Genomic DNA, 26,387 nt, shown 5'->3' with positions numbered 1-26,387 from the left:
TTCTTCTGTTACTGCGCCAGTATTTGAACCGCCAATCACCGCGTTATCATTAGTGCCATTAACCGTGATAGTTACTTGATGAGGGGTACCATCGGCAGAATGAACGGTGATAGTATCAGTAGCTGTCGAGCCTTTACCTAATGCTTGAACCGTTGGGTTAGTGTTGTTTAAATCGTACGTCCATGCGCCATTGTCAGTAAGGTGAAGCGTACCGAGTGTGCCGATAATATCAGTATTTGAAAAATGAGCCTCACCACGATCAAAGTCTATTATTGTCAGCTTTCCGGAAACATGAGTTGTCACATCTTCGGTTGTTGTCGCAGAGTCTTTTCCTGAAATAACAGCTTGCTGCTGTGAGTGTTGTGGTGGAGGTGTGTTTAATGTCGTAGGGGGAGTGACCAATATAGCAGGAGCTTGGTTAATTGTATGGTTTTGCACTGGCGTAGGAAGAATTCCAATGGGAGTTATTGCGTGCGAAGCTAAATGAGAGCTACTTCGTGCGCTTGGCGTTATTACTGGTGTGCGCTCGTTCGTATCATCATGAATAGGTTGAATATTGCTCATTTTGTTTTCAGCAATAGGATCTAAAAATGTAATGAGTGATTCATTGTGATGAGGATTTGACTCTTCTAATGTATCGCTTTCTATATTTGAGTTTTTTTCGTCGGCGAATTCTTCTAGTGTAAGTGTTTTAGAAAAAGAAAAACTTGGCAAAATTAGCATCAATTGAGGGTAAAGAGAGAGCCTACTAGCTAAATAACGTTGGCTTTTATTTTTTTTCTTTTTAATCGGTGATTTTTCTTTTCCCGGATCTGAAAATGATTTAGCTTTATTATTTGAGTTTGCTTTATCTGACTGCTTATTCATCCATGGCCTCAGTACACAATATATAACTTATTATAAGTTAAGGATATAGAAGGCAAAAAAGCCAATACTAAGGTTAATAATTATTTAGAGGTGAGCTCCAGTTTCAATAAAAGATAGTGCTATCAATTATACCGATTCAATTTGAAATGATTGTAAGGTCATATAAGTCGCGTTAATCTTGAGTGTAAGTTAACCAAAACTCTCAATTTTTGTGATGCCAATCGGTTTTCTGTGCAAGAGTGTAATTTATCATCATTCCTTTCGGGATCTTAATCACACTAATGCCTCAACCGTTTGGGTAAAGTAACTTCATCGAATCAAATATAACTATTTAATTAACGCGACCCTACAATCGCAAGGAGTTAACCATGACAGCAGCAGTATTCCATTTAGGCGTAACACAAGCAGATCTTCAAGGTGCAGAAATGGCGATCATCCCTGGTGATCCAGCACGTGTTCAGAAAATCGCAGAACAAATGGAAAATCCTAAGTTTTTAGCAAGTCACCGTGAATACACTGTTTATCTAGCAGAATTAGAAGGCAAAAAAATTGTTGTTTGTTCTACTGGTATCGGTGGTCCGTCAACATCTATTGCTGTTGAAGAGTTAGCTCAATTGGGTGTGCGTACCTTCTTACGTGTTGGGACTACAGGTGCAATCCAACCGCATGTAAATGTAGGTGATATGATTGTAACGACAGGTTCAGTTCGTTTAGATGGTGCGAGTTTACATTTTGCTCCAATGGAATTCCCAGCCGTTGCTGACTTTGATGTTGCAACAGCAATGCGTAAAGCGGTTGTTGACCAAGGTGCAACTGTTCACACAGGTGTTACAGCATCAAGTGATACTTTCTACCCAGGTCAAGAACGTTACGATACGTTCTCAGGTCGTGTTGTTAAGCGTTTCCAAGGCTCTATGCAAGAGTGGCAAGACATGGGTGTGCTTAACTTTGAAATGGAATCAGCAACGTTATTAACAATGTGCGCAAGCTCAGGTTTACGTGCGGGTTGTGTTGCTGGTGTTATTATCAACCGTACTCAAAAAGAGATCCCAGATCACGCAACACTAAAAGAAACAGAAGCACGTTCAATCAAAGTTGTTATTGAAGCGGCTCGTAATCTTCTATAAATAGAAGAGTGAAAAGAAACATAAAAATGCCGCTGATTCGTAATGAATGAGCGGCATTTTTTTGTAGTAAAATAAATAATAAAAAGACCGAATTACTTGTATTTTTTGTTATTTAAATAGCAATGTATTCGTGACAATTATTAATGACCGCCAGCTGCTAAGAACCAATTTAGAAGGTGTTTTTTAAGATCGCCCAATTCATCAGGACCAATGATCGCTAAGCCTAAATCTTGTGCTCGCATAATGTCATTATTACGTAGGGGACGGAAGCTAACCAACATAGCTCGTGCTTGCAGGCCGCCCAAAAGGTCACGTAACGACTCTAATTTATAAAGTGTATCATCGCCATCATCTCGCATGCCTTTGGTCTTACATTCAATGATATGCAGCTTGTTATTTACTATGCTAACCACATCAAGCTCATTACGAACGTCTTTCGTTCCTATTTCACGGTGAACTTGTACATTTAATGAATGGTCTTGCAGAGTAGGTAAGTATTGTTGAATATCAACGACCGTATTATGAACCAGAATTTCTAACCATTCTCCGTTAGCTAATCGGCGCGCTTCTTCACAATCAAAGGTTAATACACCGTTGTCATATTTAGCTAGACCGGTTTCTACCAAGTCGTTTAGCAGCATATTTAGTTCTTTATAGCTTTGTTGTTTTTCAGTTACTTCAACATCCAAACGTTGTTCTTTACGGCATGTGGTTGCTAGATAATTCAATGTGGCTAAACCTGGGCCTAATTCTAGTGCATTACTTGCCCAACGTTGACATAGCTCTCGCAGACGTTTATCCATATTTTCTGGTAATTCAGTTTCAGAAAATTCACAACGAGCACCAAAAATAGCAAGGTAATCACTTAATTTAATGTTATCAGCAACGTGTTTTTGGTTACGACCATCAGGATAAACCCAGCATAATTTATCGCTGAAAGGTTCGACAACAAAAATTGGCCAATGGTATGAACGAAACACTTCATAGGCAGAAAGAAGACGGTGTCGAAGACCACAACTAGCGTTTAATTTAACTTCACTGAATTTGTCTTTAATAGTGATAGCTAATGTTTGTAATGATTCTTTAATTAAATGAATATCAACAATATTTGGGATCTCATAAAAATCAGATGATATACCTTTGTATTGTAAAATCTTTTCTAATCGATGAAACATATCTTTTTGATTTTCATCACCAATGAAAATCATGTGTTCTCCTTTTACAGAGAGATCGAGTAAGGGGGTAATAAGACGTACGGGGTCTTGATCTATTATGCCAACATGCGTAATCATTTAATAATCCTTGTAATAGTGATTACACATAAATAGAAACGGAAGGCATGTGTAATCAAATAATTATAGTTATGCTGAATAAGAGTAATCGGACTATTTTGTGCGATCAGTATAAGTTTCTTATTCAATACTAATGTAATGAGGGGTTACATGATAAAAATCAACCCATAATTAAATATTCTTATTTGGGCTTAATAAAAAAAGACGATAGAATAGTGCCACATGCCTTAAAGACAGAATAAACTATGAGCTACTTACCTTTAGATGAATACAATCGCAAATGGATTTTTACTCATCAATCAATGCCAGTTGATGGTGAATTGTTGCCATTAATAAAGCCATTCACTCAAGCAAAATCTGCTCAAGTTTGGAATGATTTTATTAGTGCAAATAGCCCTACTGCTGATCATTTTGGCTCAAAAGAATGGCCAATGAAAAAAAGCACATGGAGTAATGAAATCGATTGGCAGCACCGTTGGGACAGTGATAACGAATCATTACCTGAAGAAGTGTTAGCGTTTATTGATTGGGCTGATGACGTAACAATTTATTTCTGTTATGAAAAATATAATGTTATCGAGACATCATGGGGTACGTTTAAACAAGCGTGGAAAAACTTCTTATTCTATGATGACTTACCAATCTTAATTGGTAAGAAGAAATCACAGTCATTGTGGTTTAATTCAAAAGGTAAAGTGAAGTTAGGTTCAAGAAGTTAATTTCATAAAGGAAAAATAAAAAGGCTCATAGTGATTAACTATGAGCCTTTTTTATCGATGAGTGACAGCGTTAAGAATGAATCCTTGAAATCACATACTCTGGAGCATGTATTTCAAGATAATGTGAAAAGCTATCTAGTTCTGGTTTTAAATCTTCAGTGTTTGCTCTATTTAAATGGATAATAAACCTTTGAAACTCATTGATATCCAATATCTGTTTGTTATACATAATCCATTCAATAACTAGCTCTTGAGGAGCAGGAATTAATTCACTGAACCTTTTAGCTGCATTGCGTAACTCTCGAGTACCGAAGCGATACCAACCAATAAAATAAAGTAACACCATAGCCGCTAAAATTACGATATGGATCATTAGAGTTACCTTTGAATTGTGTCCAATTTAGTATACGCATTTCAAACACTTTTTGAAGGCAATTTTTTTATGTTTGCGAAGCTCTGACAATAATGGTGTAAATTTAGTCAGTTATGATATTAATTCAACAAACGTAATCCAGCCGGTAGGGCATCTCCAAAGAGGCGTTTTGAATCCGCTTCGGTTAACGCCTGTTGGTTTGACACTAAATCAATCCAACTTTGTGGAGAGCGACTTTTTTTCAATTTATTGATGATATCTTCACGTAACTCATCGGAAACATCTAATGTTCTGTCACCAGTTAATCTAGCCATCATTACTGTAGCAAAACCTGCCATTGGTTGTTCTTTCCAATCTTGCTCTAATAGAATTGGTATCCATTGGGAAACTTGGCTTGCCGGAATTAAGTTATGTTGACTGCCATAGAAAGGTGAACGAGAACAAATTCGACCTAATGCCCACCAATGAACTTGAGCTTGGTTGCCATTTTTGGCATGCCCTAGCATCCATGTAGACAGTAATGTTTTATCTTCAACATCTAGGTGTTCTAATGCAGCAGAAAGACGAACCATGGCTTCATAGCTTTTGTTGGTTGCATCTTCTAATGTTTTTGGATTGCGTAAAGAACCCGGGTGTAAGTATTTTGCAATGTCACCCAAAATGGTTTCTTGTTGTTCTTGATTTAATCCACCTGAGATCCGACGCCAGAATGTCCACCAATCATTCCAAGATTGTTTTGATTCAAACTGGATACCTTGTTGGTAAGTTTCCCACGCTTGGCTGATTTTCCACTCATCGGCAGGATAACCAAAGCCGGGACGCAGTGCGAACCCCGTCATTTTCAACCAGTTCTGTTCATGCTTATCTGAACGACGGCGGCGTTTTTTACTGTCTAATAATGCAGTTGCTAGTTCACGAGAAGTAATTAAATCCCATGATTCACGTTTACCAATTAACTTCTCAATATTTTTAGAGAAAGCTTTAATGGCGTTTGGATTTTGCTTACTGCCACCGTAAGCCTCTTTAATATTTACAATTGCATTAGGGAGACGAGGGGGCAAAGAGATTTGCTCTGCAAGATTGGCACTCTTATTTGAAGCTTGGTTACGGACTTCAAATTCAACTAACCAACGTTGAGAGTCGTCTTCTATTGAAACGCATTCAATCTTAATTGTACCGACTTCAGTAAATTGGCAAGCCAAAGTCACTTCAACGCGATCTTTTTGATTGGCGTGTAATTCATCTTTGGCTTTGCTTGATTCAAGTGTGACGACATAAGGTGGTAAGCTAACAAAACTTGGATCTGATAATTCAGTGATCATACCTGAGGTAGCCAGTTGGTCTTTAGTCGTTGAAAGTAGGTTGAATCGGACTGGTTCACCTAATGTTAAAGAGAAGCGGCGACTTGTCATTCGAATTTCTTCGCCTTCATCACTGCCTTTAGCTAACAAGCATAAACCTTGGGGCTGTTTGTTTTTTTCTTCTAATTGTAAATAGAACGAACGAGCAGAACCTCCTCCAATCTTTAGTTGTGCACCATGACGTGCTTTACCATAAGCAACAGCACCATAAGCAACAGATAAATCTGGATGGGGGTTAGATAGTTGAGTTACAGGGTCACCTTTCCAGTGGCTTAATAATTCAACGGAGCGGTTAGCAAGAAGTGGGCTATTAAAGACGCCCCCGTTTAATAATAAGCCGATAGGGATTGCGCGATCGTGATGATCTGCGAGATCAGATTGATCCCAGCCTAGAGCCTTCATCGACACTTCTTTATGATTATCTAAGAATTGTGCTAAATGTTTACTAATAGCAGGATCGGATGCGTAGGGCAGGCCAAATTCAACCACGGCGGATTGACGTTGATTTGGACGGTCATTAAACTCTGTTAATGGTAAAAAACCATCTAATGCAATACTGTGAACTTCTTCTTTACTTAGTTCGACCTTGCGACTTCCACCTAATAGTTTAGAGCCCGATCCAAGAAGAGTGATATGGCCTGAATCAGGAGCATTGGCAGAGAGTAAGCGCTCTTTGGTTTTACGCGTTTGTTGAATTAATTTTGTTAACGCCGCAGCGGTCATTTTTTTACTGCTATCTAAACGCTGTTCAGCTAAGTGCGCTAATGCGAGATCGATGTTATCACCGCCTAACATTAAGTGGTCGCCTACACCGATACGATCAAGAGATAATTCATCTTTATCAAACCGCGCTTGGATCAAGCTTAAGTCCGTTGTACCGCCGCCTACATCGCACACTACCATTAATGGTACGTTCTTTAGGATATCTTTTGCTGTATCTTGATGGTGGTGATACCAGTCATAACATACGGCTTGAGGCTCTTCTAATAAAATGATCTTATCAAGGCCTGCCAGTTTTGCGGCTTGAATGGTAAATGAACGAGCACTTTCATCAAAAGAAGCAGGTACAGTTACGACAACTTCTTGCAGCTCCATTGGTGCATCTGGGTGGTGGTAATTCCAAGACTGACGAACGTGGTTTAAATAACTGGCACTGGCAACAATAGGAGAGACCTTCTCAACATCTTCAGCTCCAGCCCAAGGCAGAATATCAGAGGTACGATCGACTTTTGTGTGAGAGAGCCAACTCTTAGCGCTGACAACTTGGCGGCCTTCGACTTTTGAGCCTAATTCTCGCGCCCATTCACCAATGATTGCGTTCTTTATTTCGCCATCAATCGCTTTTATATTCCAAGGCAGAGTTAAATCGTTGTCACTGATTTGGCTTTGTGATGCATGGTATCGAAAAGAAGGCAGTAGGGGTTTACGAGCAACTTCACCTGGGCCAATTAATTGGTCAATATTGAAGATTTCAATTGGACTGGTTTCAATGCCAAGAGACAGATCAGTATAAGCAACAACGGTATGGGTAGTACCAAGATCGATACCAATTAAATAGCGATTAGAATAACTCATAAAACTCCAACGTGACTTAGTCTTATAGTGACATCATTTCTGTAAAGATAGAAAGCGACAGCGATAAAGAAACAAAGTGTATATAGTAAAAGAGTTCAGCAACCATAACGGTGACTGAACTCTTAAAGAAGCGATTAGCGAAGAATAATGTTCAAATTATGCTTCACGAACACTAAATTCAACGTGCCATTTTTCACCGCTATCGGTAGCAATGGCTTCAAGATATAGTGTACCTAATTCAGTTACTTTTGAAGCAAGGCGAACAGGAACCACTTCACCGGCTGAACGACCTTCGGTAACTGGCAGAGTAACTTGAATTGCGGGTAGCTCTTCTAGTTCTTCTGGCATCCAGAAATCAAGGTGTGTGCCTGCTTGATCATCACGACGAGTGGTTGAACCGTAAAACTTAAATTGCACAGGTTGACCAATCACTAAGCCAAATTGTTGGCTAGGAACATCAACATGAGAGCCTTCTTCCATTCCGAATGGTGCTACACACAATGCTTCCATTGGTGGTTCCATTCCTGGGATGGCAGGCATAGAGCTTTCGATACCTACGTAATAGCTTGATGCGATACCACCACGGATACGAACGCCTTTACCTGTGCGAACAGAACCGTAGTAAGACGCACCAGAAGCAACCGCTAAGTCAAGGTCTAACCCTTCAAGTAGTTTTGCATCTTCTGCTTCTGCGTCAATTAACCAATCATTAATAATACCCAGTAATCGATCTGCAAGTAGAGTTGATTTTAGAACGCCACCATTTAACAGAATCGCTGTAGGCTTAATGAAATCAGCTTCGTTTTGTTGACCAAATACTTCATCAGTTGCTGCTTGTTGGCGAGTTAAGAAGCTTGCAAGATGACGCGTTACTGCTGCATCTTGTGCATAAGGCAGGCCCATTTGAGTCAGTGCGCCACGAGCAGATTGAACTGGGTGTTCAGTAACAGGAACAACAGGGAAGAAGCCTTCAACCAGTGTTTGTTGTACTTCTTCTTGAGTCAATTCTGTTTGCAGTGTGCCACCTAACAATTTAGACCCACGGCTAGGAACCACGATTGGAACTGCACGCAGTTCTGAATCGTTAAGCAATGCTTCTTTTGCATCACGACATGCATGAGTCATTACTTGGATTTGCCAAGGTTGAAGTTGCTTACCTTCTTGCGCTAGCTTCATTTTTAAACGATAAGCCAGAGCCAAATCCATGTTGTCGCCACCAAGGAGAATATGATCGCCAACCGCAACACGGTTTAGGCTCAAGTTTCCTTCCTCTTCAGTCACAGCAACTAAAGATAAATCGGTAGTACCACCACCGATATCGACCACAAGGATCACATCGCCAATGGATACTTGGTCACGCCAAGAGTCACCGTTATTTTTAATCCAGCTATAAACTGCAGCTTGTGGTTCTTCTAATAACGTAAGGTTACGGAAACCAAGATTATTTGCCGCTTCTGCCGTTAAATCACGTGCTGCAGGGTCAAATGATGCAGGCACAGTAATCGTTATGTCTTGTTCATTTAGAGGATGCTCAGGGTTTTGAAAATCCCATGCATTTTGAAGATGCTCTAAATAACGCTTAGTGACTTCAAGAGGTGATGCTTTGATCACTTCTTCAGGGCTATTTAATGGTAAGAAAGCGTCACGACGATTAACACCTCCGTGGCATAACCAGCTTTTAGCACTAGCAATTAAACGAATAGGGGTTTTACTACCAAGGTTGCGAGCAATGTTACCCACAATTGCGTTTGGCTTAGTAGTCCAAGGAAGGCTTGTATCACCTTCAAGCAATTCTGCTTCGTGTGCTTGGTACATAAATGAAGGCAGTTGAGATTTCTCTTCTACTTGTCCTGGTGCCGTTAATTGTGGAATTGGCATGACTTGAACACTTGCGTCTTCATTATGTAAATCAACATAAGAAAGAACACAATGTGTTGTGCCTAAATCGATACCGATACTAAATTGTGCTTGTTCCATTACAGTTCTACCTCTGCTGGTGCAACAATAGTCGCATCATAACCGTCAGCTAATTTAGGAAGCTTAACTTCTGCTACTTTCCAACCACGGTGAATTAATGTGCCGTTAAATGGCGCTTCGCCAACAACGTTACCGGTTAAGCGTACTTCTGATGGATTGAACCCAGCAGGAATAGATAAGCGAGATTCCTCTTCTTCAGTACGTACAGGAACAAGTGTGAAGTATTCAGATAATACTTTTTGGCCACCGTCATGAATAACACGAGCGGCTGCGCCAACTTCTGCATCAGCAAAGCCTTTTAAATCTTCTTGCATAAAGTCGATGAAGCGCGCTTCTTTTTGTAGAAGAGACAATAATTGTAGAGCAGATTCTGGGGTCGTTGCTTTTACTTTTGGCTCTACTTCAATGATTTTTTCAATGATCTTTTCTACTTCAATGATTTTTTCGATTTCTACAATTTTCTCAACTGGTTTCTCAATAATTTTTTCTTTTTCAATTTCAACAATTTTTTCAACTTCTACATTTTTGCCTTTTTTAGTTGCATATAAAAGAGCAAATAATGCCGATGTGCCAAACAGGACAATGTGGCCTAAATCAAAGGTAGAAGGAATGGTATTTAAGTCAAAATTCATAATTCTTTCTCTATTTTCTAGGGTGCAATGCACCGAACGTTTTTAACTAAGTTGTGGTCAATAGTAGCATATTCAAGGGATAAGAGAGAAAAAGAACCGAGTGAAGAAAGGCTATGTGATACCGATTGATGTTATTTTAAACAGATTCAAATGATTTTGAGAGCAAGCTTTTGTTCAAGAGCGATTTTGTTTCGCTATTTGCTATTTTTGATTAGAATATAAGGGCGTTACAAATGTTTGAGGTGACAAGTGTTTAAGAATAGTTCTATTCATATAATAGCCAGCTTTATATTGGCGATGACTCTAAGTTTGTTATGCATGCGTTTTGTTTATGACTCAAATGTAGAGGCTAACCAGAAGATTTTTAGTAAAGAGACTGAACGCCAGTCGATTCTATTGTCTTTACTCATTGAGAAGGATATTGATTTTATTGGTGCAGGTGCAGACTTTTATCAATCAGGCTCAAAACAAGACTGGCAACAATTTCCTCTTTTTGCAAACTCGCTAATTTCTCGATCTGACAGTCTAATTTCTCTTCAATGGATGCAGAAAGTTGAAGAACAAGATATTGAACAACATATTAAAGAGGTTCAGCAGGTTTTCCCCTCTTTTGCTATTTTTACGGTGCCTAAAAATAAACCTAAAAAATACGGTTATGTATTTAAAAACCACGAACCAATTTATGTTGCGACGGATATTTATCCAAGAGATGAAAAAAACCTTAGCGTACTCGGTTTTTATTCTTCCAGAGAGCGGTTCAAAAGAGTATTAGATGAGGCAATTCGTACTAAAAATCCAAGTATCTCCGATAAAGTTCGACTTTTACAAGATAGCTTAGTGTCTGGCGCGCCTAAAACGGGAATGTTAGTTTATCACCCAGTATTCACAGCGGATCAAAAAACATTAAAGGGGATCATGATTGGGGGACTTAGGGTAGCCAACTATTTTGATAAGTTAGTAGCATCAACCTCTTTGGGTCAATCCGCCGTTATTAAGATTTGCGATACTGGTTTTGATGCTGAAGATGATCCTGTCATGTTTCAGAGTTCAAATTGGGATGAGTTTAATGGTTTGATCTTGTCAAATGATATCAAAATAGAAAACAGAGTATGGAATATTGAATATAAGAGTAAGCATTACATTAGTGACAGTCAGCGACTAAGCTTATTATGGATGTTTATTGGTGGCATTATATTATCCACTTTAGTTGCTGTGATAACGTATATGGTAACTCGTGACAAAAAGCGCATTGAGAGGCTATTGGAAGTTAGAACAGAAGAGTTACGTTACATGGCTATGCATGATGACCTTACTGGTTTATTGAATCGTCGTTCAATGACGACAGTATTGAACCAATGTATTGATGAGAAAAAATCTTTTGCGTTAATTTGTTTTGATATTGATAATTTTAAAGACATTAATGATACCTATGGTCACCCTGAAGGTGACGCTGTGTTACTGCACATGACTAAATTAATGTCGGATCTTTTAGCTGACTCAGCATCAATAATACGTTTAGGGGGGGATGAATTTGCGGTTATTCTTGAAATAAAAGACTTGGCGCATTTATCACTAGTAGCAACAAATATTCATCAAGTAATAGAAGAGTCTCCAACGTTAACATCAAATCTTATCATTGAACAAACCATTAGTTTAGGTGCTGTTCTTTGGAAAGGGGAAGCTAAAGAGGTATTACTAAAATTAGCAGACCAAGCTTTGTACTACAGCAAAGAGCGAGGAAGGAATCAAGTGACGGTTCGTGGCTGATTTTTCGGCAAACAAATAACAGACTCTCGCGTAAGTGCTTTTGATTGGGTAGAATGCCTGTCTAATAAATATTGAGTCACCAAAGGATCACCATGAACTTTAATCGTATCGTCTGTTTTGATTTGGAAATGTGTTGCTGGAATGAGAACGGCAAAGGCAGAACAGGAGAGATCATTGAAGTCGGATTAGCTGAGATAGACCTACAGACTGGCGAAGTGGTTAGACGAGCTCAATATTATGTCAAACCGGAAGTCGACGAGATTTCACTTTTTTGTGTCGAGTTAACGGGGATAACCCCGCGTAAGATAGAGAAGCAAGGCCGACCTTTAAAGGGCGTTCTAAAATCAATGATTAAGAACTTTGGTGGCACAAATAAAATTTATGCAGCTTGGGGTCATGATGAACTGATTTTGAAATCTGAATGCGAGGCAAAAGGAATTGATTTCCCATTTGTAGAGTTCATTAATTTAGCAACGATTTATCGTATTCGGTCTCGCAAGAAGAATGACAGAATGGGGCAACGTAAAGCAATGGAAGAACTTGATATTGAATGGGAAGGTAGACAACATTCTGGCTATGTCGATGCTTATAACCTTGCTCAATTAGCATTGAAAATCTTATAATTATTTGCTAATTAAAATATGTTAAACATTAAAAAAGGAGCTGATTAGCTCCTTTTTTATTTAATGCAAAAGAATTTATTTATTATCGCGTTTATATAACTCAACAAATGAACGCTGATAAGCAGTTGCGATTTTAGTTATGATTTTTTTAGCCATAGCAGCGTCACCTTTTAATTTGATTATAGGACGAGGTATTTCGTCTCTGTATGGCGCGCATTATAAATAATTTTTTTAATATTTCTAGCAAGTAAAATTGTTTTTTAAGATTAGTTTTTCTAATCTAAATTTATTCTCCTACACGATCAATGTCGCGACTACTAAGTAATGAAAGGGCAATAAAACAGAGGACGATACTTGGCTATAATAAGGTAAAAATATGCATGAGTGATGGCGAGGTTATGAGGGCATGTCAGTTTTATGAATCAAAAAAGGAAGCCAAACGACTTCCTTTTTGTTTTATAACTAGTTAATTACTGATAGAAGATTACGCTTGTGCGTTTTCTACTTGTTCATCAGTGCTTTTTTCACCAAGAACTCGACTTGTAATTGTACCCGCTGTCATTGCGCCACTAACGTTAAGAGCAGTACGAGCCATATCAATAAGCGGTTCGATAGAAATAAGTAGAGCGGCAATAGTTACAGGCAATCCCATTGCAGGAAGAACGATTAATGCTGCGAATGTTGCGCCGCCGCCGACACCTGCAATACCAAATGAACTTACTGTGATAATGGCAACTAAAGACAGAATAAAGTGAGCATCAATAGGGATCCCCATTGTTGGAGCAACCATTACCGCTAGCATTGCAGGGTAGATGCCTGCACACCCATTTTGGCCAATCGTCGCACCAAATGTAGCAGATAAATTCGCAATCGCTGGTGGAACTCGTAGCTTAGTAATTTGAGCTTCAACGTTTAGTGGGATTGTTGCTGCTGAGCTACGAGAGCTGAATGCAAACGTCAATACAGGCCAAATTTTCTTGAAGTAATCAATCGGATTCACACCAACAAAAGAAACCAATAAACCGTGAACCATAAACATCAGAAGAATAGCGACGTAAGAAGCAACGATGAACCCAAGTAGATTTAAAATATCGGCAGCATTTGATGTCGCAACAACTTTAGTTAATAGCGCTAAGATACCGTAAGGGGTTAAAGCCATGATCATCTTAACCAAACGCATTACAATTGATTGGGCAACATCAACAAATGTATTAATTGGGCCTGCTAACTCTTCTTTCTCTTGGCTTACTTTTCGAGCCGCGATACCAGCAAGAATAGCGAAGATTACTACCGCAATAATAGACGTTGAGCGAGTACCTGTTAAATCAGCAAATGGATTTGTAGGAATAAAGCTGACAAGCATTTGAGGAATAGTTAGGTCGCTAACACTGCTAATGCGAGATTCTAATACTGCAACACGAGCGGTTTCACGCGCGCCTTCAGTTAACCCTTCAGCCGTTAAGCCAAAGGTGTGAGTTACAGCAATACCAATAAGAGCAGAGATCATTGTTGTGATTAACAATACGCTAATAGTCACGCCACTAATCTTACCTAAAGAGCCTGATTTATCTAGTTTAACTACTGCGGAAAACATCGAGACTAACACTAATGGCATGATAACCATTTTTAGTAGCCCAACATAACCACTGCCAACAATATTAACCCAATCAAGCGTCGTCTTCATTACAGCACTGCCTTCACCGTGGATAATGTGAAGACCTAAACCATAAAGACTACCCGCAATTAAGCCGATAAGAACAAGGCGAGACAGCGTGTATTCTTTGCGCTGTTGGGTATTAAGAAAGAAGATAAGACCGATAAAGACGATCAAATTGATGATAACGGCTAATGACATACTGCTTTTCCTGTTTATTTAGTGCGCTCGTTATTGTGTCGATTTGAAACAAGCTCTTTGTATTTAAAGGCATAATAACGGTAAGCCTAGGCTTAAGATAAGTGATAAAAGTTATCATATATAACTAAATGGAATATAGATTACATTTTAGGTTATAGATAAGACGATTTGATGCCAAGTTGAGTATTTGTAGAACAGAATTAGGGGATGAGTTACCATTTCTAAATAATAAAGGTAACGATAAAGGAAAATAAAATGGATCATGAATTTTGGGAAAAGAAATGGGCAAGTAACGTTATTGGTTTTCACCTATCGGATATTAACCCAGTTTTGACTCAATATTGGTCAGCATTAAAACCAAACCGTAATGAGAGTGTTTTTGTTCCTTTATGTGGAAAGTCGATGGATTTAGATTGGCTTGCTGAAAAGCATAACTCAGTAACGGGAGTTGAGCTAAGTAAAATAGCCGTACGTGCTTTTTTTGCTGAGCGCTTATATACGCCAACGGTTACTGCATTAACTAGCAGTCTTGAGTTGTATGAGTTTGATGAATTTACTATTTATTCTGGTGATTACTTTACCGCGCCGATTGAAGCAACCGATCTGATTTATGATCGTGCAGCATTAGTCGCTCTACCTAAAGAGATGCGTGAAGAGTATGTACAAGTATTACGCTCTCGTTTAAAAGAGGGAGGCCGTATCTTGTTAGTGACATTAGATTACGACCAAAATGAAATGTCAGGACCTCCTTTCTCAGTACCAGAGGATGAAGTACGTTCGTTATTTTCAGGTATGAGCATCACAAAACTACAACGTGATGAAGCAGGTACAGATCATCCTAGAATTAAAAAAGGATTAACTCGCTTTGCTGAAGAAGTGTGGTTGATTAAGAGTTAGAAAACGAAAAATTTTTGAACAATAAAAAAGCCGTCAGATGATTAATTTGACGGCTTTTTTATTGAGTACCATGAGTGCATTTCAATATTTATGAGTTAATTGAGAATGCATTTATAGTTTTATTATTAGTTACTTTCGATAAATCGTAGCCGCTTCACTAAAGTCTTCTAACGTATCAATCTCAATCCATTTCAAACCCGTAATATCTAATCCGTAAAAAGGAACGTGTTTTTCAATAAGACGATCGTAAGCTTCTTCATAATATTCTTGATGATTTTTTTCGTCTTCCATCATGAGTTTTAATTCAGAAAAAAGCGTAATAGCTGTTGAGCTAGAAATTTTCTCAATACCAATAGATTCGCCAATAGCTTCTACCGGGTTTACTGATTTGTTTGCTTTTAGTACACGGTTATCATCGGTTAGTATGACCTTAACTTCTTCGGCGTCTAACTGAATGTTTTTGTCAAAGCAGAGGCAATTTTCATGATTGTTTTTGATAAGGTTACGCAGAATATCGTTGTCAAAAACCACATCGGCATCAAACTTAATAAAACCTGAATTTCCGACGTATTTTTCAGTCAGCATTAATGAATAGCCAGTATTCGTGCTTTCATAGTTTTCATTAACAATGTAAGTCACATTTAAATCAGGGAAAGTATCGTTAACAAACGCTTTTATCTGATCTTGTAAATAGCCTAATACAATGATTACTTCAGAAATGCCACAATGTAGTATGTTTGTGATCATCATTTCTAAAATAGGTTTACCTTCAACCTTTAAAAGGCTTTTAGGGCAATTATCAGTTAGCGGTCTGATTCTTGACCCGACGCCTGCAGCTAGAATGATGGCTTTCATTGGTGAGTTATTTTTATTCATTGGTGAGTTTGCTCTATAGAAGTGGTGCTTTAAAATAAAAAGGAGATGAGATCGTTTGGTTAAACGTGAATCACTCTAGTTTTGATTTTGTTCTTTCAATTGCGCTATTTGGCTCAAACTTCGTTTTATGGCATAAATAAACTGACTGAGAGCAAATAGAATTAACATCGGCGTTAAGACATTGAAGATTAATGCTGCGGATAACATAAAGATAAATACGCCTTCATTGAAAAATACAATTTTGCGTTGTTCGTTGAAAAACCAACGAAGATTCTCTGCTGTGCTGAAACTTATACCCGCTTTTTCAATCGTTGGTTCGGTTGTGTCTTTGGCGGGTATTTGCTTTAGTTGGTCAGAATCATTCTGCATTTTTGTGTAAAGGAACATATATTTTGAATAGCCACGTAAAGAATAGAAAGTGACTCCGGCGAAGGCTAACAATAGAGGCGTTATACTTTGTGTTTGATCGTAAGCTGCATAACCTACAGCGCCGAACCAAAGCGCTACTTGAAGGTGATCTGTCAATTTGTCATAGTAACTGCCAGTAGGAGAACTGGTTTTACGAAAGCGCGCCATCTGACCATCCATGCAATCAAGTGTATGACTAAATTGTATTAAAAAAGCAGCGATAACAAAGTTAATGTGGCCACCAATAACAATAAGCGCGACTGAAACGAGAGCAACTAGAAATGACAGTAAAGTAATAATATTTGGGGTTAACCACTTAATATCAACGACAAAATAATTAGCAAAAATAGCTAATGGTGAAGTCACAAAAGATGACCACCATTCGTCGTCCTTATTTTTAGTTGCCCATAATTTGGTTAATTTTTCATTTGAAATATTCATTTATACTATGCTCACAGCAACTAATGGAGAAGGGGTTAATATGGATTTCGTTTTATTGATTAAAGGACGTATTTTTGGCAATGAAATTAGCTTATGACTTTCGAGTATATTGCTGCTTTGTAAGATTTCTTTTTGTATATCTAAGAAGAATTGAATATCTTCAAAAGAAATCTCTCCAATATTGCCTACTTGAAATACTTTATGTTTAAAGCATCCTTTACCCTCATAAATAATAATGGATTTATCTCGAAGTTTTTGGCGAAGCACATCTACGTCAATATCCGCAGGTACATAAACTGAGGTTAATATTGAGCACATATCACGTTCATGGAGTAAAAAATTGAATCCTAGTTTTTGCATACCGCTGCGTAAAAAATTCGCTTTACTTCGTAGGTCTGCGTAGCGATTTGCTACCCCTTGTTCGAGTATGTTGCTTAATGCTTGATCAAGTGCAAAAAATAATGGTACAGCAGGTGTGTTAGGTGTTTGTGATACGGTTTTAAGGAAAGTATAAAATTTATATAAATTCAGGTATGCCGTTTTTATCGGATAATTTTTTAACTTTTCGAATTCAGTGGTTTTACCTATAACGAATGATAAACCAGGGTATGAGCCTAAGGCTTTAGAGCTTGAACTTGAGAAGAAATCGATATTATTTCGTTTCACATCGATGGCTTCAGCACCAGCGCTGCTGACACAATCGACGATGAATTTGGCATTATGTATTTTTGCTAGTGTGCCAATTTGCTCTAAAGAATTGAGAATACCTGAGCTTGTTTCATGATGAACCATTGCTATTACATCAATAGAATTGTGCTCTAAATAATCAGAAATAATATTAATATCTAAGCTCTGTCCCCATGGAAATTCAAGTACAGAAGTGTTCTGATTGTGGATTTTAGATATTTCATGTAAACGATCCCCAAACTCTCCGTTAGAAAGAACAAGAATTTTTTTGTCACCAACAACGGATGAAAGCATAGCTTCATTCGCTGCGGTTCCAGAGCCGGTAATAACAACCGCTCTATAATCATCAACGGCTTTTATTTCAAAGACGTTAAGCAACTTTTGTTCAATACCTGCTAACAGTAAATCAAAATCAACTTCGCGATGACAAATGTCTTCTTTAGCAATCGCCATTCGAACATTGTTAGCTACGTTGACCGGACCTGGGGTTAATAATAAATATTTATTCAATGCAATATCTCCAGATAACGACAACAGTTATGTTGATATTATCGGTAATGTTAATTATGTTTAGCGCTTATTGAAGATGCAAAAGGTGATGCATTTTTCTTCCGTTAGATAAACAACAAATTAATATTTTCGAGAATAAATTGGTTTCTGGTTTTATGTTGATCATAAAGTGTAGGCAATCATTCGATTGTCTATCTAGTTGTCAACATTCAGATCAATGTTACGGATGAATACGTTGCTTTGCATTTTGGACTAGGCCAAAAGTGCGGGGCAGCATTCATTTAACATGAAATTTATTCGCGCCAGTTGGTCCAAGAAAAGCAATTGGATTGCCTGATACTAACGTAATATAGACATACTAAATTTAGAAAGGAAAAATCTGAAATAGAGGCAACAATCTATCTATAGAATTGTCGTCCGCTCTTTTCATTATCACGAGCTAGCGAGAAGTGTCTTGTTGAAGTGGCTAGGTACATAATCCATTTAAATTCACTGTATGGCGCTAAAGTAAGCGGAGTGTCATTAAATGTTTTGAATTGTAGGTTAAGCAGATTATAGGTTAGGAATCTGCTAGCAGCGGATAGTAACACTGAACGCTAAACTTAGATACAAAGATAAATAGACCGTTTGGTGCCAGCACTTAGACTTGTTCATTCATTATCTTTACTAGATGAAGAGTTATCTATTCAAGTGATAGAAGATATGGTTGGCTACTAAAATGATTCTTCTTATATAAAAGCGTCACTCATCATAAATTTTGTAATATTAAAACAGCGTTACATAAAAATGTGATCATTCATCATTTATATAATAGGGGATGCCTTTATGCTTTTTAATCCTCCCTACAGATAAATAATGATAATCATGAAAAAACACATACTGGCTTCTGCCATTTTATTTTCTTTAACGGGTTATACGATGGCTGCTGATGGCGATCTTATTGATGTAACTATTCTTGGTACATCAGATATTCACGGACATTTCATGCCTTGGGACTACGCTAGCGATAAGCTAAATATGAAAGGAAGCTTGAGCCAAATAGCAACTAAAGTGAAAGCCATTCGAGAGCAACAAGACAACGTCATTTTGGTTGATGCTGGTGATACGATTCAAGGTAACTTTGTTGAAACCTTTAAAGATGAACCGACAGATCCAATGATGCTTGGTTTTAATGAAATGAACTACGATGCTTGGGTGATGGGTAATCACGAATTTGATTTTGGATTAACGGTGCTTAATCGTTCTCTGTCGCAATTTAAAGGTACGCCACTGGCAGGAAATATTAAGCGTAAAGATGGTAATCCGTTTTTACCCGCGTATAAAATCATTGAAAAAGAAGGTATTAAGATTGGTGTGATTGGTATGGATACGCCAATGACGCAAGTGTTTTCAGAAGGCACAAATCGATTGGATGGAATGACGTTTACTAATCCCTCATTAGAAGTTAAAAAGGTAATTCAACAAATAGACGATAAAGTTGATGCGATTGTATTAGTTGCTCATATGGGACTTGATAATGAGAACAATATCAAAGCCACGGGGGTACGTGATATTGCTAATGATAATCCGGAGATTGATGCAATTGTTGCTGGTCACATGCATATGCGTATAGATAAAGCGACAGTGAATGGCGTGATTATTACCGAACCTGATAAATACGGTCGTGCGCTTTCTCGTATTGATTTACAATTTGAAGAGAAGAATGGACAGTTTACTCTCGTCAATAAAGACAGCTTCACCTACAAGATAAAAGGTGTTGAGTCAGACGAGAAAATGGAAGAGTTATACGCACCGTATCATAAGCGTTTACGAGAGAATGCAAACCGTGTGGTGGCTGAATTACTTGGTGTTGATTTAGTACCAGAGAATGAAATCATAGGTATACCACAAGTTCATATCCAAGATACGGGGATCAGCGCTCTTTTCCAAGAAGCGAGTATGCATTACGCACCATTGGCAAACGTGATTGCTCTGCAAATTGATAATGACATGGCAGAACTCAATGTAGGTAAAATCAAAGCTAAAGACATTGCCTATAATTATCAATACGCAGGCGGTGAAATTACTGTTTATGATATGACGGGTAAAGATCTGAAAACTTACATGGAATGGTCGGCAGGTTATTTCAATAGCGTAAAAGAAGGGGATGTGACTTACAGTTTCAATCTTGATCGTCGCTCATCAAAATATTCAACCAATGACTTCTTTGCCGGGGTAACTTATACCATTGATCTGACGAAACCTGCAGGCCAACGTATCACGAATCTTGGGTTCGATGATGGTAAAGTAATTACGGATACAACACCAATAAGAATCGGAATGAATAGCTACCGAATGGGGCATTTAACCAAAGCGGGTGGTGTACTTGAAGGACGAGTTTTCCCTGTGTTATTTGATAGCGAAGAAGAATTTGGTGAGGATGAAGGGACGATTCGTAACTTAACCATTCGATACTTAAATGAAGTGAAAAATGGTAAATACGAAGGCAAACCAATGAGCCGTTGGGCACTAAGCGGTCTTGATGGTTATGAAAAAGAGCGTGAAATCATAAAAGAGTTAGTGAACAGTGGAGAAATTAATGTCCCAACCAGTGATGATGGCCGTTATACCAATGTTGAGTTTATTAATGTGAAAGATAAGATCTTTTCAACGGAAGAAGAATTAACTACTTATCTAAGCAAGCTTGAAAAAGAGCTAAAAACGGCAACAACAGAAGCAGAAAAAGCACGAATTCATCGTGATATGGTAATAGTAAAGGCGCTGAATTAAAGGTGCTATGAACGAAAAAGGTGGCCATGTTGATTGGTCACCTTTTGTTTATTTTTTATATAGCAAGTAAATGAAATTAACGCTGCTCTAAAGGATACGAGCGGTAACTCCACATTCCATAAACACGTAATGCATCACGGTAAATGCCTAATAGCTCCCCATCTGTCGGGACTTTCAATTCTTCTAATGGACGATCGTTAGCTGCATACGTATCAAACGTGATCCCTTTAGGACCCGTCTGCCAACTAGCGACTTCAAATAATGCTTGGCCACGACGAACATGGCTTGCTGAACTAATAATGGTCGCGTGGTCAATATCATGACGAGCTAATGCATAGCTGCTGTATAAGGCATTTTCTACCGTACTTCTGGCATAGTTATCCTCAATAATACGAGATTTATCAATTCCATTTTTCACTAACCAATCGGACATTAACTTACCTTCGGTTTTGTGATTTTTAGGTACGCCGCCAGTCACTACGATGTAAGTGTTAGGGTTCTTCTTCGCCATCGTTAGCGTTGCATTTAATCGATCAATTAAGATATCGTTCATGCTGCCATCTGGGTTTAAAGCATATCCTAGGGTGATGATTGCGTTATTACCTTTGGCTGGTTTTTTGATTGTATTACTTAATGGAGTCTCAATGATTCTATCAATGGTCGACATGATCTTTTTCAAATCAGCCACACGACCTTTATTTAGCTGTTCTAGAGCGTTTAAATGTTTGGTTACTTCGTTTTTATTGCCTTTAAAGTTTTGCCAAATAACAAGGTATGAGTGTGCATCTACATCATCAGGAGCCACATCTAAAATTTGAGTAAATAGTTCAATCGCTCGGTCTACATTGCTGTTATAGATCTGAGCGTTAGCAGCAGAAAACAGTAAATCGACACGATAAGGTTCAAGTTTATAAGCATCAAGTAAATTGTTAGTGATCATCTCCATGTTACTTGGCATTTTTGCCGTAAAGCCTGCATGAGAGATGCGTGATGGATTTTTAAAGGTTTGGTAAGCATCATTAAGTAATTGTTCAACAACCTGACGCTGAGAGGTCATCTCTGTGTAATTAATCTGTGGTTGAACCGCATCTAATGCAGCAATGCTTGGCGCTGAGTAAAAAGAGCTAGAAAGGATAGCCGCCAAAGAAAGGGTTAAGAGTGTGCGTTTCATAATGATTCCAAGTGTAGTACAGAATAAGCCTATTCTATGTCCTATAAAATGGAGGTGCTGTGAATGACATCGTGTTTCTTTTGTATATTTTTGATTATTTATAAAGTGTGAACGAGCATCCCAATTATTTTTTTAAAGTATATATTGAGATTATTAAAATACTGTATTAATGGCTAGTATTTCATATAAATAACTGTAATTCATTAACTTGCTAAATTGATCACAGAATTATCTCTCTTAGAAAAGGACAATGCACTCGCTTTCGAACGAGTGCTTTTGTTTTTCGTTCGAGCTTTATTGATACCATCGCAAATAATAATGGAGTTAACTATGTTTGGTATATTTAAACCCCAAGCGCATATAACACGTCTGGCTTCCAATCAGATAGATGGCACTTATACGCGTTTACGTTGGCAATTGTTTATCAGTATTTTTGTTGGTTATGCTGGTTACTATCTTGTTCGTAAGAACTTCAGTTTGGCAATGCCATATTTAATTGATCAAGGTTTCAGTCGTGGTGATCTGGGTGTCGCATTGGCTGCGGTATCTATTGCTTATGGTCTTTCAAAGTTCTTAATGGGCAGTGTATCTGACCGATCTAACCCTCGGTATTTTTTAAGTGCAGGCTTATTAATGTCTGCAGCCGTTATGTTTTGTTTCGGCTTTATGCCATGGGCAACAGAAAGTATTACGGCTATGTTCATTCTGTTATTTTTGAACGGTTGGTTTCAAGGTATGGGTTGGCCTGCTTGTGGGCGAACAATGGTGCATTGGTGGTCGCGTAAAGAGCGTGGTGAGCTAGTTTCTGTCTGGAACGTTGCACATAATGTGGGGGGCGGTTTGATTGGTCCTCTTTTCTTATTAGGTCTTTGGGCTTTTAACGATGATTGGCGCTCAGCATTTTATGTTCCTGCAATTTTTGCCACGTTAGTTGCTGTATTTGTGTGGATGACTCTGCGCGATACTCCTCAATCTTGTGGTCTTCCTGCGATTGAAGAATACAAAAATGATTACCCAGATGATTATGATAAGTCTCATGAAACAGAGATGACGGCAAAAGAAATCTTCTTTAAATACGTATTTAATAATAAGTTACTTTGGTCGATTGCGATTGCTAATGCCTTTGTATACCTAATTCGTTATGGTGTTCTTGATTGGGCTCCAGTGTATTTAAAAGAAGCAAAAGACTTCACGGTGGATAAATCATCGTGGGCGTATTTCTTATATGAGTGGGCAGGTATACCTGGCACGCTATTGTGTGGTTGGATATCAGATAAAGTATTTAAAGGGCGTCGAGCCCCTGCAGGTATTTTATTTATGTTTTTAGTTACCATTGCAGTATTAGTTTACTGGTTTAACCCTGCTGGTAACCCGACAATCGATATGATTGCTTTGGTTTCGATTGGCTTCTTAATTTATGGCCCTGTTATGCTTATTGGTCTTTATGCTCTTGAGCTTGTTCCTAAAAAAGCAGCGGGTACAGCAGCGGGATTAACTGGATTATTTGGCTATCTTGGTGGGGCAGTAACGGCAAACATTATCTTAGGATACACCGTTGACCACTTTGGTTGGGATGGTGGCTTCATGATCTTAGTGGCTTCTTGTGTCTTGTCTATTGTATGTTTGTTTTATGCTTTCTTAGGTGAAAAGGCACACCATAAAGCAAAAGAGAAAGAACAAGCTGCAATGTAATTAGGAAATACAAAAAAGGGCTGTAATAATTACAGCCCTTAATATTTCGTATTTAAGATGAAATCTTATAGATAAAGTTTTACAAGCTCAGTAGCTTCAACTTCTTTACCGTCAAGTTGTTGGTTCCAGTTTGTACCAACTAAAACACCATCTTCAGATAACGTAACTAGCCAGTCTTCAGCGAAGATGTCCAGTGGAATTTCAGTTACTTCAAAATCAGCCCATTCTTCAACATTGTGAAATGCGGCGTCTTCTTTATTAGACCAGAACGGCATTACTTCAGAGTTTTCAAATTCAGTTGATTCAACAGAGATCCAACCTTCTTCGTTATAAAGACTCCAAACTAGCTGTGTTTCTTTGGTTTCAGCAATGAAAAGGTCTAGGTTTGCTTGAGTATCTGACGTTAATTTGCTCATGATGATGTCTCGATTAAAATAAACATGGTGAATAATAAAGGATTATGCGGATTATGATACTTAAATTTGGAAAAAATTATGTTATAAAGTTATCAATTAATAATTTTATAACAACAAATTAACCATTGGCTTAAATTGTGTATTCGAACACTTTTTATCCTATGCTTAAAATACGAAATGAAAAGCTAATTTGTTGATGCGATTAGATGGATTTAGGTGATTATATGAAAGAAACAAATATACCTTCTCAAGTAGAAATAAAAACAATAGAAGGTGAAGCTTATTCACTGAATAAAGACGGTGTACCAACAAAAGTAGCTGTTGGTCAAAACATTGATCGTGATTCAGTATTGTTTACTGCATATGATGCAAAAGTAGTTGTTCAAATCAATGGAAAACTAGTTACGGTTGATAGAAATTGCATGAGCTGTCTTGATGAAACTAATACGACTCAGCCATTAAAAATGCAACAAATAAACGGTGATATTACACTCGATCCAACGCAATCGACAGATGACCTAGATATTGCAGCACTCCAAGATTCTATTTTAGCAGGGGAAGATCCAACAGAAATATTTGAAGCGTCAGCTGCGGGTACGAGTGGTGGTTCTGCTAATAGTGGCTTTGTTGTTATTGATTATGCGTATTACTCATCGATAGCAACGACAAATTTCACAACATCTAACGGATTTTCTTATGATAACCAAGAAGATATCGATAATTTAAGTGGTAATAATGCAAATGATGTACCTGCGATACCTATTATTACAGCAAATAATACGGGTATAACAAAAGAAGATGATGTACTTGAGTCTGAGGGGCAACTTGCAGTTATTAATCCGCAAAACAATCTTAGTTATACTTGGTCTATTAGTGGTAACTCAACCAGTGAATTTGGAGCACTTTCTCTAAATCCAACAACGGGTGAATGGGAATACACGTTAAATAACAGTGCGCTTTCAGTGCAATCTTTAGCAAATGGTCAAATTATTACTGATGTGTTTGAGGTATCAGTATCTGCTGGTGGGAACCTTACCTCGTCGCAACAAGTTACTGTAACCATTGTTGGTACTAATGATGACCCTATTATTTCTGGTATTTCTGTTGGCGATCTGACTGAGGGAGATGTTGATGATACTGACCCAACGGTAAGTGACACATTAACGGTTGCAGATGTAGATACATTAGATACACATACTTGGACAATTGTTGAAGGTGGTAATGCAACGTATGGTGTATTAACCATAAATAATGGTGTGTGGGAATACACCTTAGATAACTCAAGAGATGAGACTCAAGCTCTGGGTAAGGACGATGTTGTTACTGAAACATTTACCATTCAAGTTGATGATGGTAATGGGGGAATTGCTCAACAAGAAGTCGTTATTACTATTAATGGTACGAATGATGAACCAGTCATTAGTGGTACTAGTTCTGGCCGAGTGGTGGAAGATTTAATTGATTCTGCTGATGGGCAATTAATCGCTGTCGATGCCGATGCTGGAGATTTAGTATCGTGGTCTGTGACAGAACCAAGTTTAGGTACGTATGGTTCACTTGTTATCAATAGTGATGGTAAGTGGGTTTATAGTATTGATAATAATTTATCAGCGACTCAAGCTTTATCTCAAGGTGAAACTCAAACAGAAACGTTTGAGGTGATTGCTGATGATGGTAATGGTGGAAAGGTCACTCATACTATTACTGTCGACGTAACAGGAACAAATGATGATCCTGTCATTTCGGATACCTCTGTTATTGCTGGTGCGGTTGAGCACAGAGCCACAGAAAGTGCGACCGGCGATTTAGTTTTTGAAGATGTCGATACATTAGATACTCATACGTGGACAGTTCAACCGAATTCAAATGATGATCTTGGTACGTTCTCTGTAGATTCTTCTGGTAAATGGACGTTTAATCTTAATTCATCTTCTACTGCGGTTATCGCATTGGGTGTGGGTGAAACGCTAGATATTATATACAAGGTTGAAGTAGCTGATAATCACGGCGGTACAGATCTTCAAGATGTCACAATTACAGTCACTGGTTCAAACGATGGACCTGTTATTAGTGGTTCAGATACTGGTTCTGTTGTTGAGGATGTGTTGGGAAGTGCTACTGGGGAGTTAATTGCAACAGATGCTGATGCAAATGATTCTGTATCATGGAACGTAACCGATGGTGCAGGTGTCTTTGGCTCATTGGCCGTGGATGCGACGGGCAAATGGACCTATACGCTAGACAATACCTTGGCGGGAACGCAAGCCATTTCTAATGGTGAAGTCAAAACTGAAACCTTTGACATCGTTGCGGATGATGGCAACGGTGGAAGCGTAACACATACCGTCACCG

20 protein-coding genes are annotated in these 26,387 nt (G+C 38.2%); 8 read left to right on the top strand and 12 right to left on the bottom strand.

The features are described 5' to 3' along the window. The coding region (locus A6E06_RS04460) for a VCBS domain-containing protein (protein ID WP_218066030.1) at positions 1–867 on the bottom strand (867 nt) is incomplete at its 3' end. A gap of 368 nt (positions 868–1,235) precedes the next feature. Between A6E06_RS04460 and udp the strand changes: the two genes are divergently transcribed. Then, positions 1,236–1,994: a uridine phosphorylase gene (udp, locus tag A6E06_RS04455; protein WP_065592844.1), complete on the top strand. Its 759-nt coding sequence runs from the start codon at positions 1,236–1,238 to the stop codon at positions 1,992–1,994. Between the two features lie 140 nt (positions 1,995–2,134). On the opposite strand, the gene A6E06_RS04450 is transcribed toward udp, so the two are convergent. Further along, on the bottom strand, positions 2,135–3,286 hold the full coding sequence (locus A6E06_RS04450) for a DUF1887 family protein (protein ID WP_065592845.1): 1,152 nt from the start codon (positions 3,284–3,286) through the stop codon (positions 2,135–2,137). 245 nt (positions 3,287–3,531) lie between these two features. Here A6E06_RS04450 and A6E06_RS04445 point away from each other — a divergent pair, with 245 nt between their 5' ends. Continuing rightward, a complete protein-coding gene (locus A6E06_RS04445; protein WP_065592846.1) occupies positions 3,532–4,005 on the top strand; it encodes a DUF2947 domain-containing protein in 474 nt (157 codons plus the stop codon). Between the two features lie 70 nt (positions 4,006–4,075). Here the strand turns inward: A6E06_RS04445 and A6E06_RS04440 are convergent, their stop codons facing one another. The 4 genes from A6E06_RS04440 to A6E06_RS04425 all read right to left on the bottom strand — a co-directional run bounded on the left by A6E06_RS04440 (position 4,076) and on the right by A6E06_RS04425 (position 9,923). Continuing rightward, on the bottom strand, positions 4,076–4,378 hold the full coding sequence (locus A6E06_RS04440; protein ID WP_065592847.1) for a hypothetical protein: 303 nt from the start codon (positions 4,376–4,378) through the stop codon (positions 4,076–4,078). 119 nt (positions 4,379–4,497) lie between these two features. After that, complete coding sequence (locus A6E06_RS04435; RefSeq protein ID WP_065592848.1) at positions 4,498–7,314, bottom strand: Hsp70 family protein; 2,817 nt, start codon at positions 7,312–7,314, stop codon at positions 4,498–4,500. Positions 7,315–7,470: 156 nt separating this feature from the next. Beyond that, the gene (locus tag A6E06_RS04430; protein WP_065592849.1) at positions 7,471–9,291 is read right to left on the bottom strand and encodes an Hsp70 family protein; all 1,821 of its coding nucleotides are present in this window, start codon (positions 9,289–9,291) and stop codon (positions 7,471–7,473) included. Beyond that, entirely contained in the window at positions 9,291–9,923 is a 633-nt protein-coding gene (locus tag A6E06_RS04425) for a DUF2760 domain-containing protein (protein ID WP_065592850.1), read from the bottom strand. The genes A6E06_RS04430 and A6E06_RS04425 overlap by 1 nt, the downstream gene beginning before the upstream one ends. A 249-nt stretch (positions 9,924–10,172) precedes the next feature. Between A6E06_RS04425 and A6E06_RS04420 the strand changes: the two genes are divergently transcribed. Beyond that, the gene (locus A6E06_RS04420) at positions 10,173–11,690 is read left to right on the top strand and encodes a sensor domain-containing diguanylate cyclase (RefSeq protein ID WP_065592851.1); all 1,518 of its coding nucleotides are present in this window, start codon (positions 10,173–10,175) and stop codon (positions 11,688–11,690) included. 92 nt (positions 11,691–11,782) lie between these two features. Further along, positions 11,783–12,313, top strand: a complete 531-nt coding sequence (locus A6E06_RS04415) for a 3'-5' exonuclease (RefSeq protein WP_065592852.1) — start codon at positions 11,783–11,785, stop codon at positions 12,311–12,313. Positions 12,314–12,797: 484 nt separating this feature from the next. Here A6E06_RS04415 and A6E06_RS04410 read toward each other — a convergent pair whose 3' ends face one another. Next, positions 12,798–14,168, bottom strand: a complete 1,371-nt coding sequence (locus A6E06_RS04410; protein ID WP_065592853.1) for an L-cystine transporter — start codon at positions 14,166–14,168, stop codon at positions 12,798–12,800. A 255-nt stretch (positions 14,169–14,423) separates the two neighbouring features. Here A6E06_RS04410 and A6E06_RS04405 point away from each other — a divergent pair, with 255 nt between their 5' ends. After that, positions 14,424–15,065 (top strand): thiopurine S-methyltransferase, encoded by a 642-nt coding sequence (locus A6E06_RS04405; protein WP_065592854.1) that lies wholly within the window; start codon positions 14,424–14,426, stop codon positions 15,063–15,065. A gap of 129 nt (positions 15,066–15,194) precedes the next feature. On the opposite strand, the gene A6E06_RS04400 is transcribed toward A6E06_RS04405, so the two are convergent. The 3 genes from A6E06_RS04400 to A6E06_RS04390 form a co-directional block, all read right to left on the bottom strand. Beyond that, complete coding sequence (locus tag A6E06_RS04400; RefSeq protein WP_065592855.1) at positions 15,195–15,941, bottom strand: sugar phosphate nucleotidyltransferase; 747 nt, start codon at positions 15,939–15,941, stop codon at positions 15,195–15,197. Positions 15,942–16,016: 75 nt separating this feature from the next. Then, the gene (locus tag A6E06_RS04395) at positions 16,017–16,790 is read right to left on the bottom strand and encodes a CDP-alcohol phosphatidyltransferase family protein (protein ID WP_065592856.1); all 774 of its coding nucleotides are present in this window, start codon (positions 16,788–16,790) and stop codon (positions 16,017–16,019) included. Next, positions 16,791–17,987: an alanine--glyoxylate aminotransferase family protein gene (locus A6E06_RS04390; protein ID WP_044583280.1), complete on the bottom strand. Its 1,197-nt coding sequence runs from the start codon at positions 17,985–17,987 to the stop codon at positions 16,791–16,793. It lies immediately after the preceding gene. 864 nt (positions 17,988–18,851) lie between these two features. On the opposite strand from A6E06_RS04390, the gene A6E06_RS04385 reads away from it, so the two are divergent. Next, positions 18,852–20,756, top strand: a complete 1,905-nt coding sequence (locus A6E06_RS04385; RefSeq protein WP_065592857.1) for a bifunctional UDP-sugar hydrolase/5'-nucleotidase — start codon at positions 18,852–18,854, stop codon at positions 20,754–20,756. Positions 20,757–20,832: 76 nt separating this feature from the next. On the opposite strand, the gene A6E06_RS04380 is transcribed toward A6E06_RS04385, so the two are convergent. Next, a complete protein-coding gene (locus tag A6E06_RS04380; protein WP_065592858.1) occupies positions 20,833–21,927 on the bottom strand; it encodes a YdcF family protein in 1,095 nt (364 codons plus the stop codon). Positions 21,928–22,257: 330 nt separating this feature from the next. Here A6E06_RS04380 and glpT point away from each other — a divergent pair, with 330 nt between their 5' ends. Beyond that, on the top strand, positions 22,258–23,619 hold the full coding sequence (gene glpT, locus A6E06_RS04375; RefSeq protein ID WP_065592859.1) for a glycerol-3-phosphate transporter: 1,362 nt from the start codon (positions 22,258–22,260) through the stop codon (positions 23,617–23,619). 65 nt (positions 23,620–23,684) lie between these two features. On the opposite strand, the gene A6E06_RS04370 is transcribed toward glpT, so the two are convergent. Next, on the bottom strand, positions 23,685–24,035 hold the full coding sequence (locus tag A6E06_RS04370; RefSeq protein ID WP_065592860.1) for a DUF2750 domain-containing protein: 351 nt from the start codon (positions 24,033–24,035) through the stop codon (positions 23,685–23,687). Positions 24,036–24,259: 224 nt separating this feature from the next. On the opposite strand from A6E06_RS04370, the gene A6E06_RS04365 reads away from it, so the two are divergent. Then, the coding region (locus A6E06_RS04365; protein WP_141676888.1) for a retention module-containing protein at positions 24,260–26,387 on the top strand (2,128 nt) is incomplete at its 3' end.

The organism is Aliivibrio sp. 1S175, from assembly GCF_001690985.1.
Lineage (GTDB): Bacteria > Pseudomonadota > Gammaproteobacteria > Enterobacterales > Vibrionaceae > Aliivibrio.
Note: the sequence above shows the minus strand (reverse complement) of the source record. Positions and strands in the feature narration are given on the sequence as shown.

Excerpts from the sequence above, each read along its gene's own strand:
- glpT (WP_065592859.1), top strand. The coding sequence starts at position 22,258 with ATGTTTGGTATATTTAAACCCCAAGCGCATATAACACGTCTGGCTTCC.
- A6E06_RS04405 (WP_065592854.1), top strand. The coding sequence starts at position 14,424 with ATGGATCATGAATTTTGGGAAAAGAAATGGGCAAGTAACGTTATTGGT.
- udp (WP_065592844.1), top strand. The coding sequence starts at position 1,236 with ATGACAGCAGCAGTATTCCATTTAGGCGTAACACAAGCAGATCTTCAA.
- A6E06_RS04370 (WP_065592860.1), bottom strand. The coding sequence starts at position 24,035 with ATGAGCAAATTAACGTCAGATACTCAAGCAAACCTAGACCTTTTCATT.
- A6E06_RS04445 (WP_065592846.1), top strand. The coding sequence starts at position 3,532 with ATGAGCTACTTACCTTTAGATGAATACAATCGCAAATGGATTTTTACT.
- A6E06_RS04400 (WP_065592855.1), bottom strand. The coding sequence starts at position 15,941 with ATGAATAAAAATAACTCACCAATGAAAGCCATCATTCTAGCTGCAGGC.
- A6E06_RS04440 (WP_065592847.1), bottom strand. The coding sequence starts at position 4,378 with ATGATCCATATCGTAATTTTAGCGGCTATGGTGTTACTTTATTTTATT.
- A6E06_RS04395 (WP_065592856.1), bottom strand. The coding sequence starts at position 16,790 with ATGAATATTTCAAATGAAAAATTAACCAAATTATGGGCAACTAAAAAT.
- A6E06_RS04380 (WP_065592858.1), bottom strand. The coding sequence starts at position 21,927 with ATGAAACGCACACTCTTAACCCTTTCTTTGGCGGCTATCCTTTCTAGC.
- A6E06_RS04410 (WP_065592853.1), bottom strand. The coding sequence starts at position 14,168 with ATGTCATTAGCCGTTATCATCAATTTGATCGTCTTTATCGGTCTTATC.
- A6E06_RS04415 (WP_065592852.1), top strand. The coding sequence starts at position 11,783 with ATGAACTTTAATCGTATCGTCTGTTTTGATTTGGAAATGTGTTGCTGG.
- A6E06_RS04435 (WP_065592848.1), bottom strand. The coding sequence starts at position 7,314 with ATGAGTTATTCTAATCGCTATTTAATTGGTATCGATCTTGGTACTACC.
- A6E06_RS04385 (WP_065592857.1), top strand. The coding sequence starts at position 18,852 with ATGAAAAAACACATACTGGCTTCTGCCATTTTATTTTCTTTAACGGGT.
- A6E06_RS04425 (WP_065592850.1), bottom strand. The coding sequence starts at position 9,923 with ATGAATTTTGACTTAAATACCATTCCTTCTACCTTTGATTTAGGCCAC.
- A6E06_RS04450 (WP_065592845.1), bottom strand. The coding sequence starts at position 3,286 with ATGATTACGCATGTTGGCATAATAGATCAAGACCCCGTACGTCTTATT.
- A6E06_RS04430 (WP_065592849.1), bottom strand. The coding sequence starts at position 9,291 with ATGGAACAAGCACAATTTAGTATCGGTATCGATTTAGGCACAACACAT.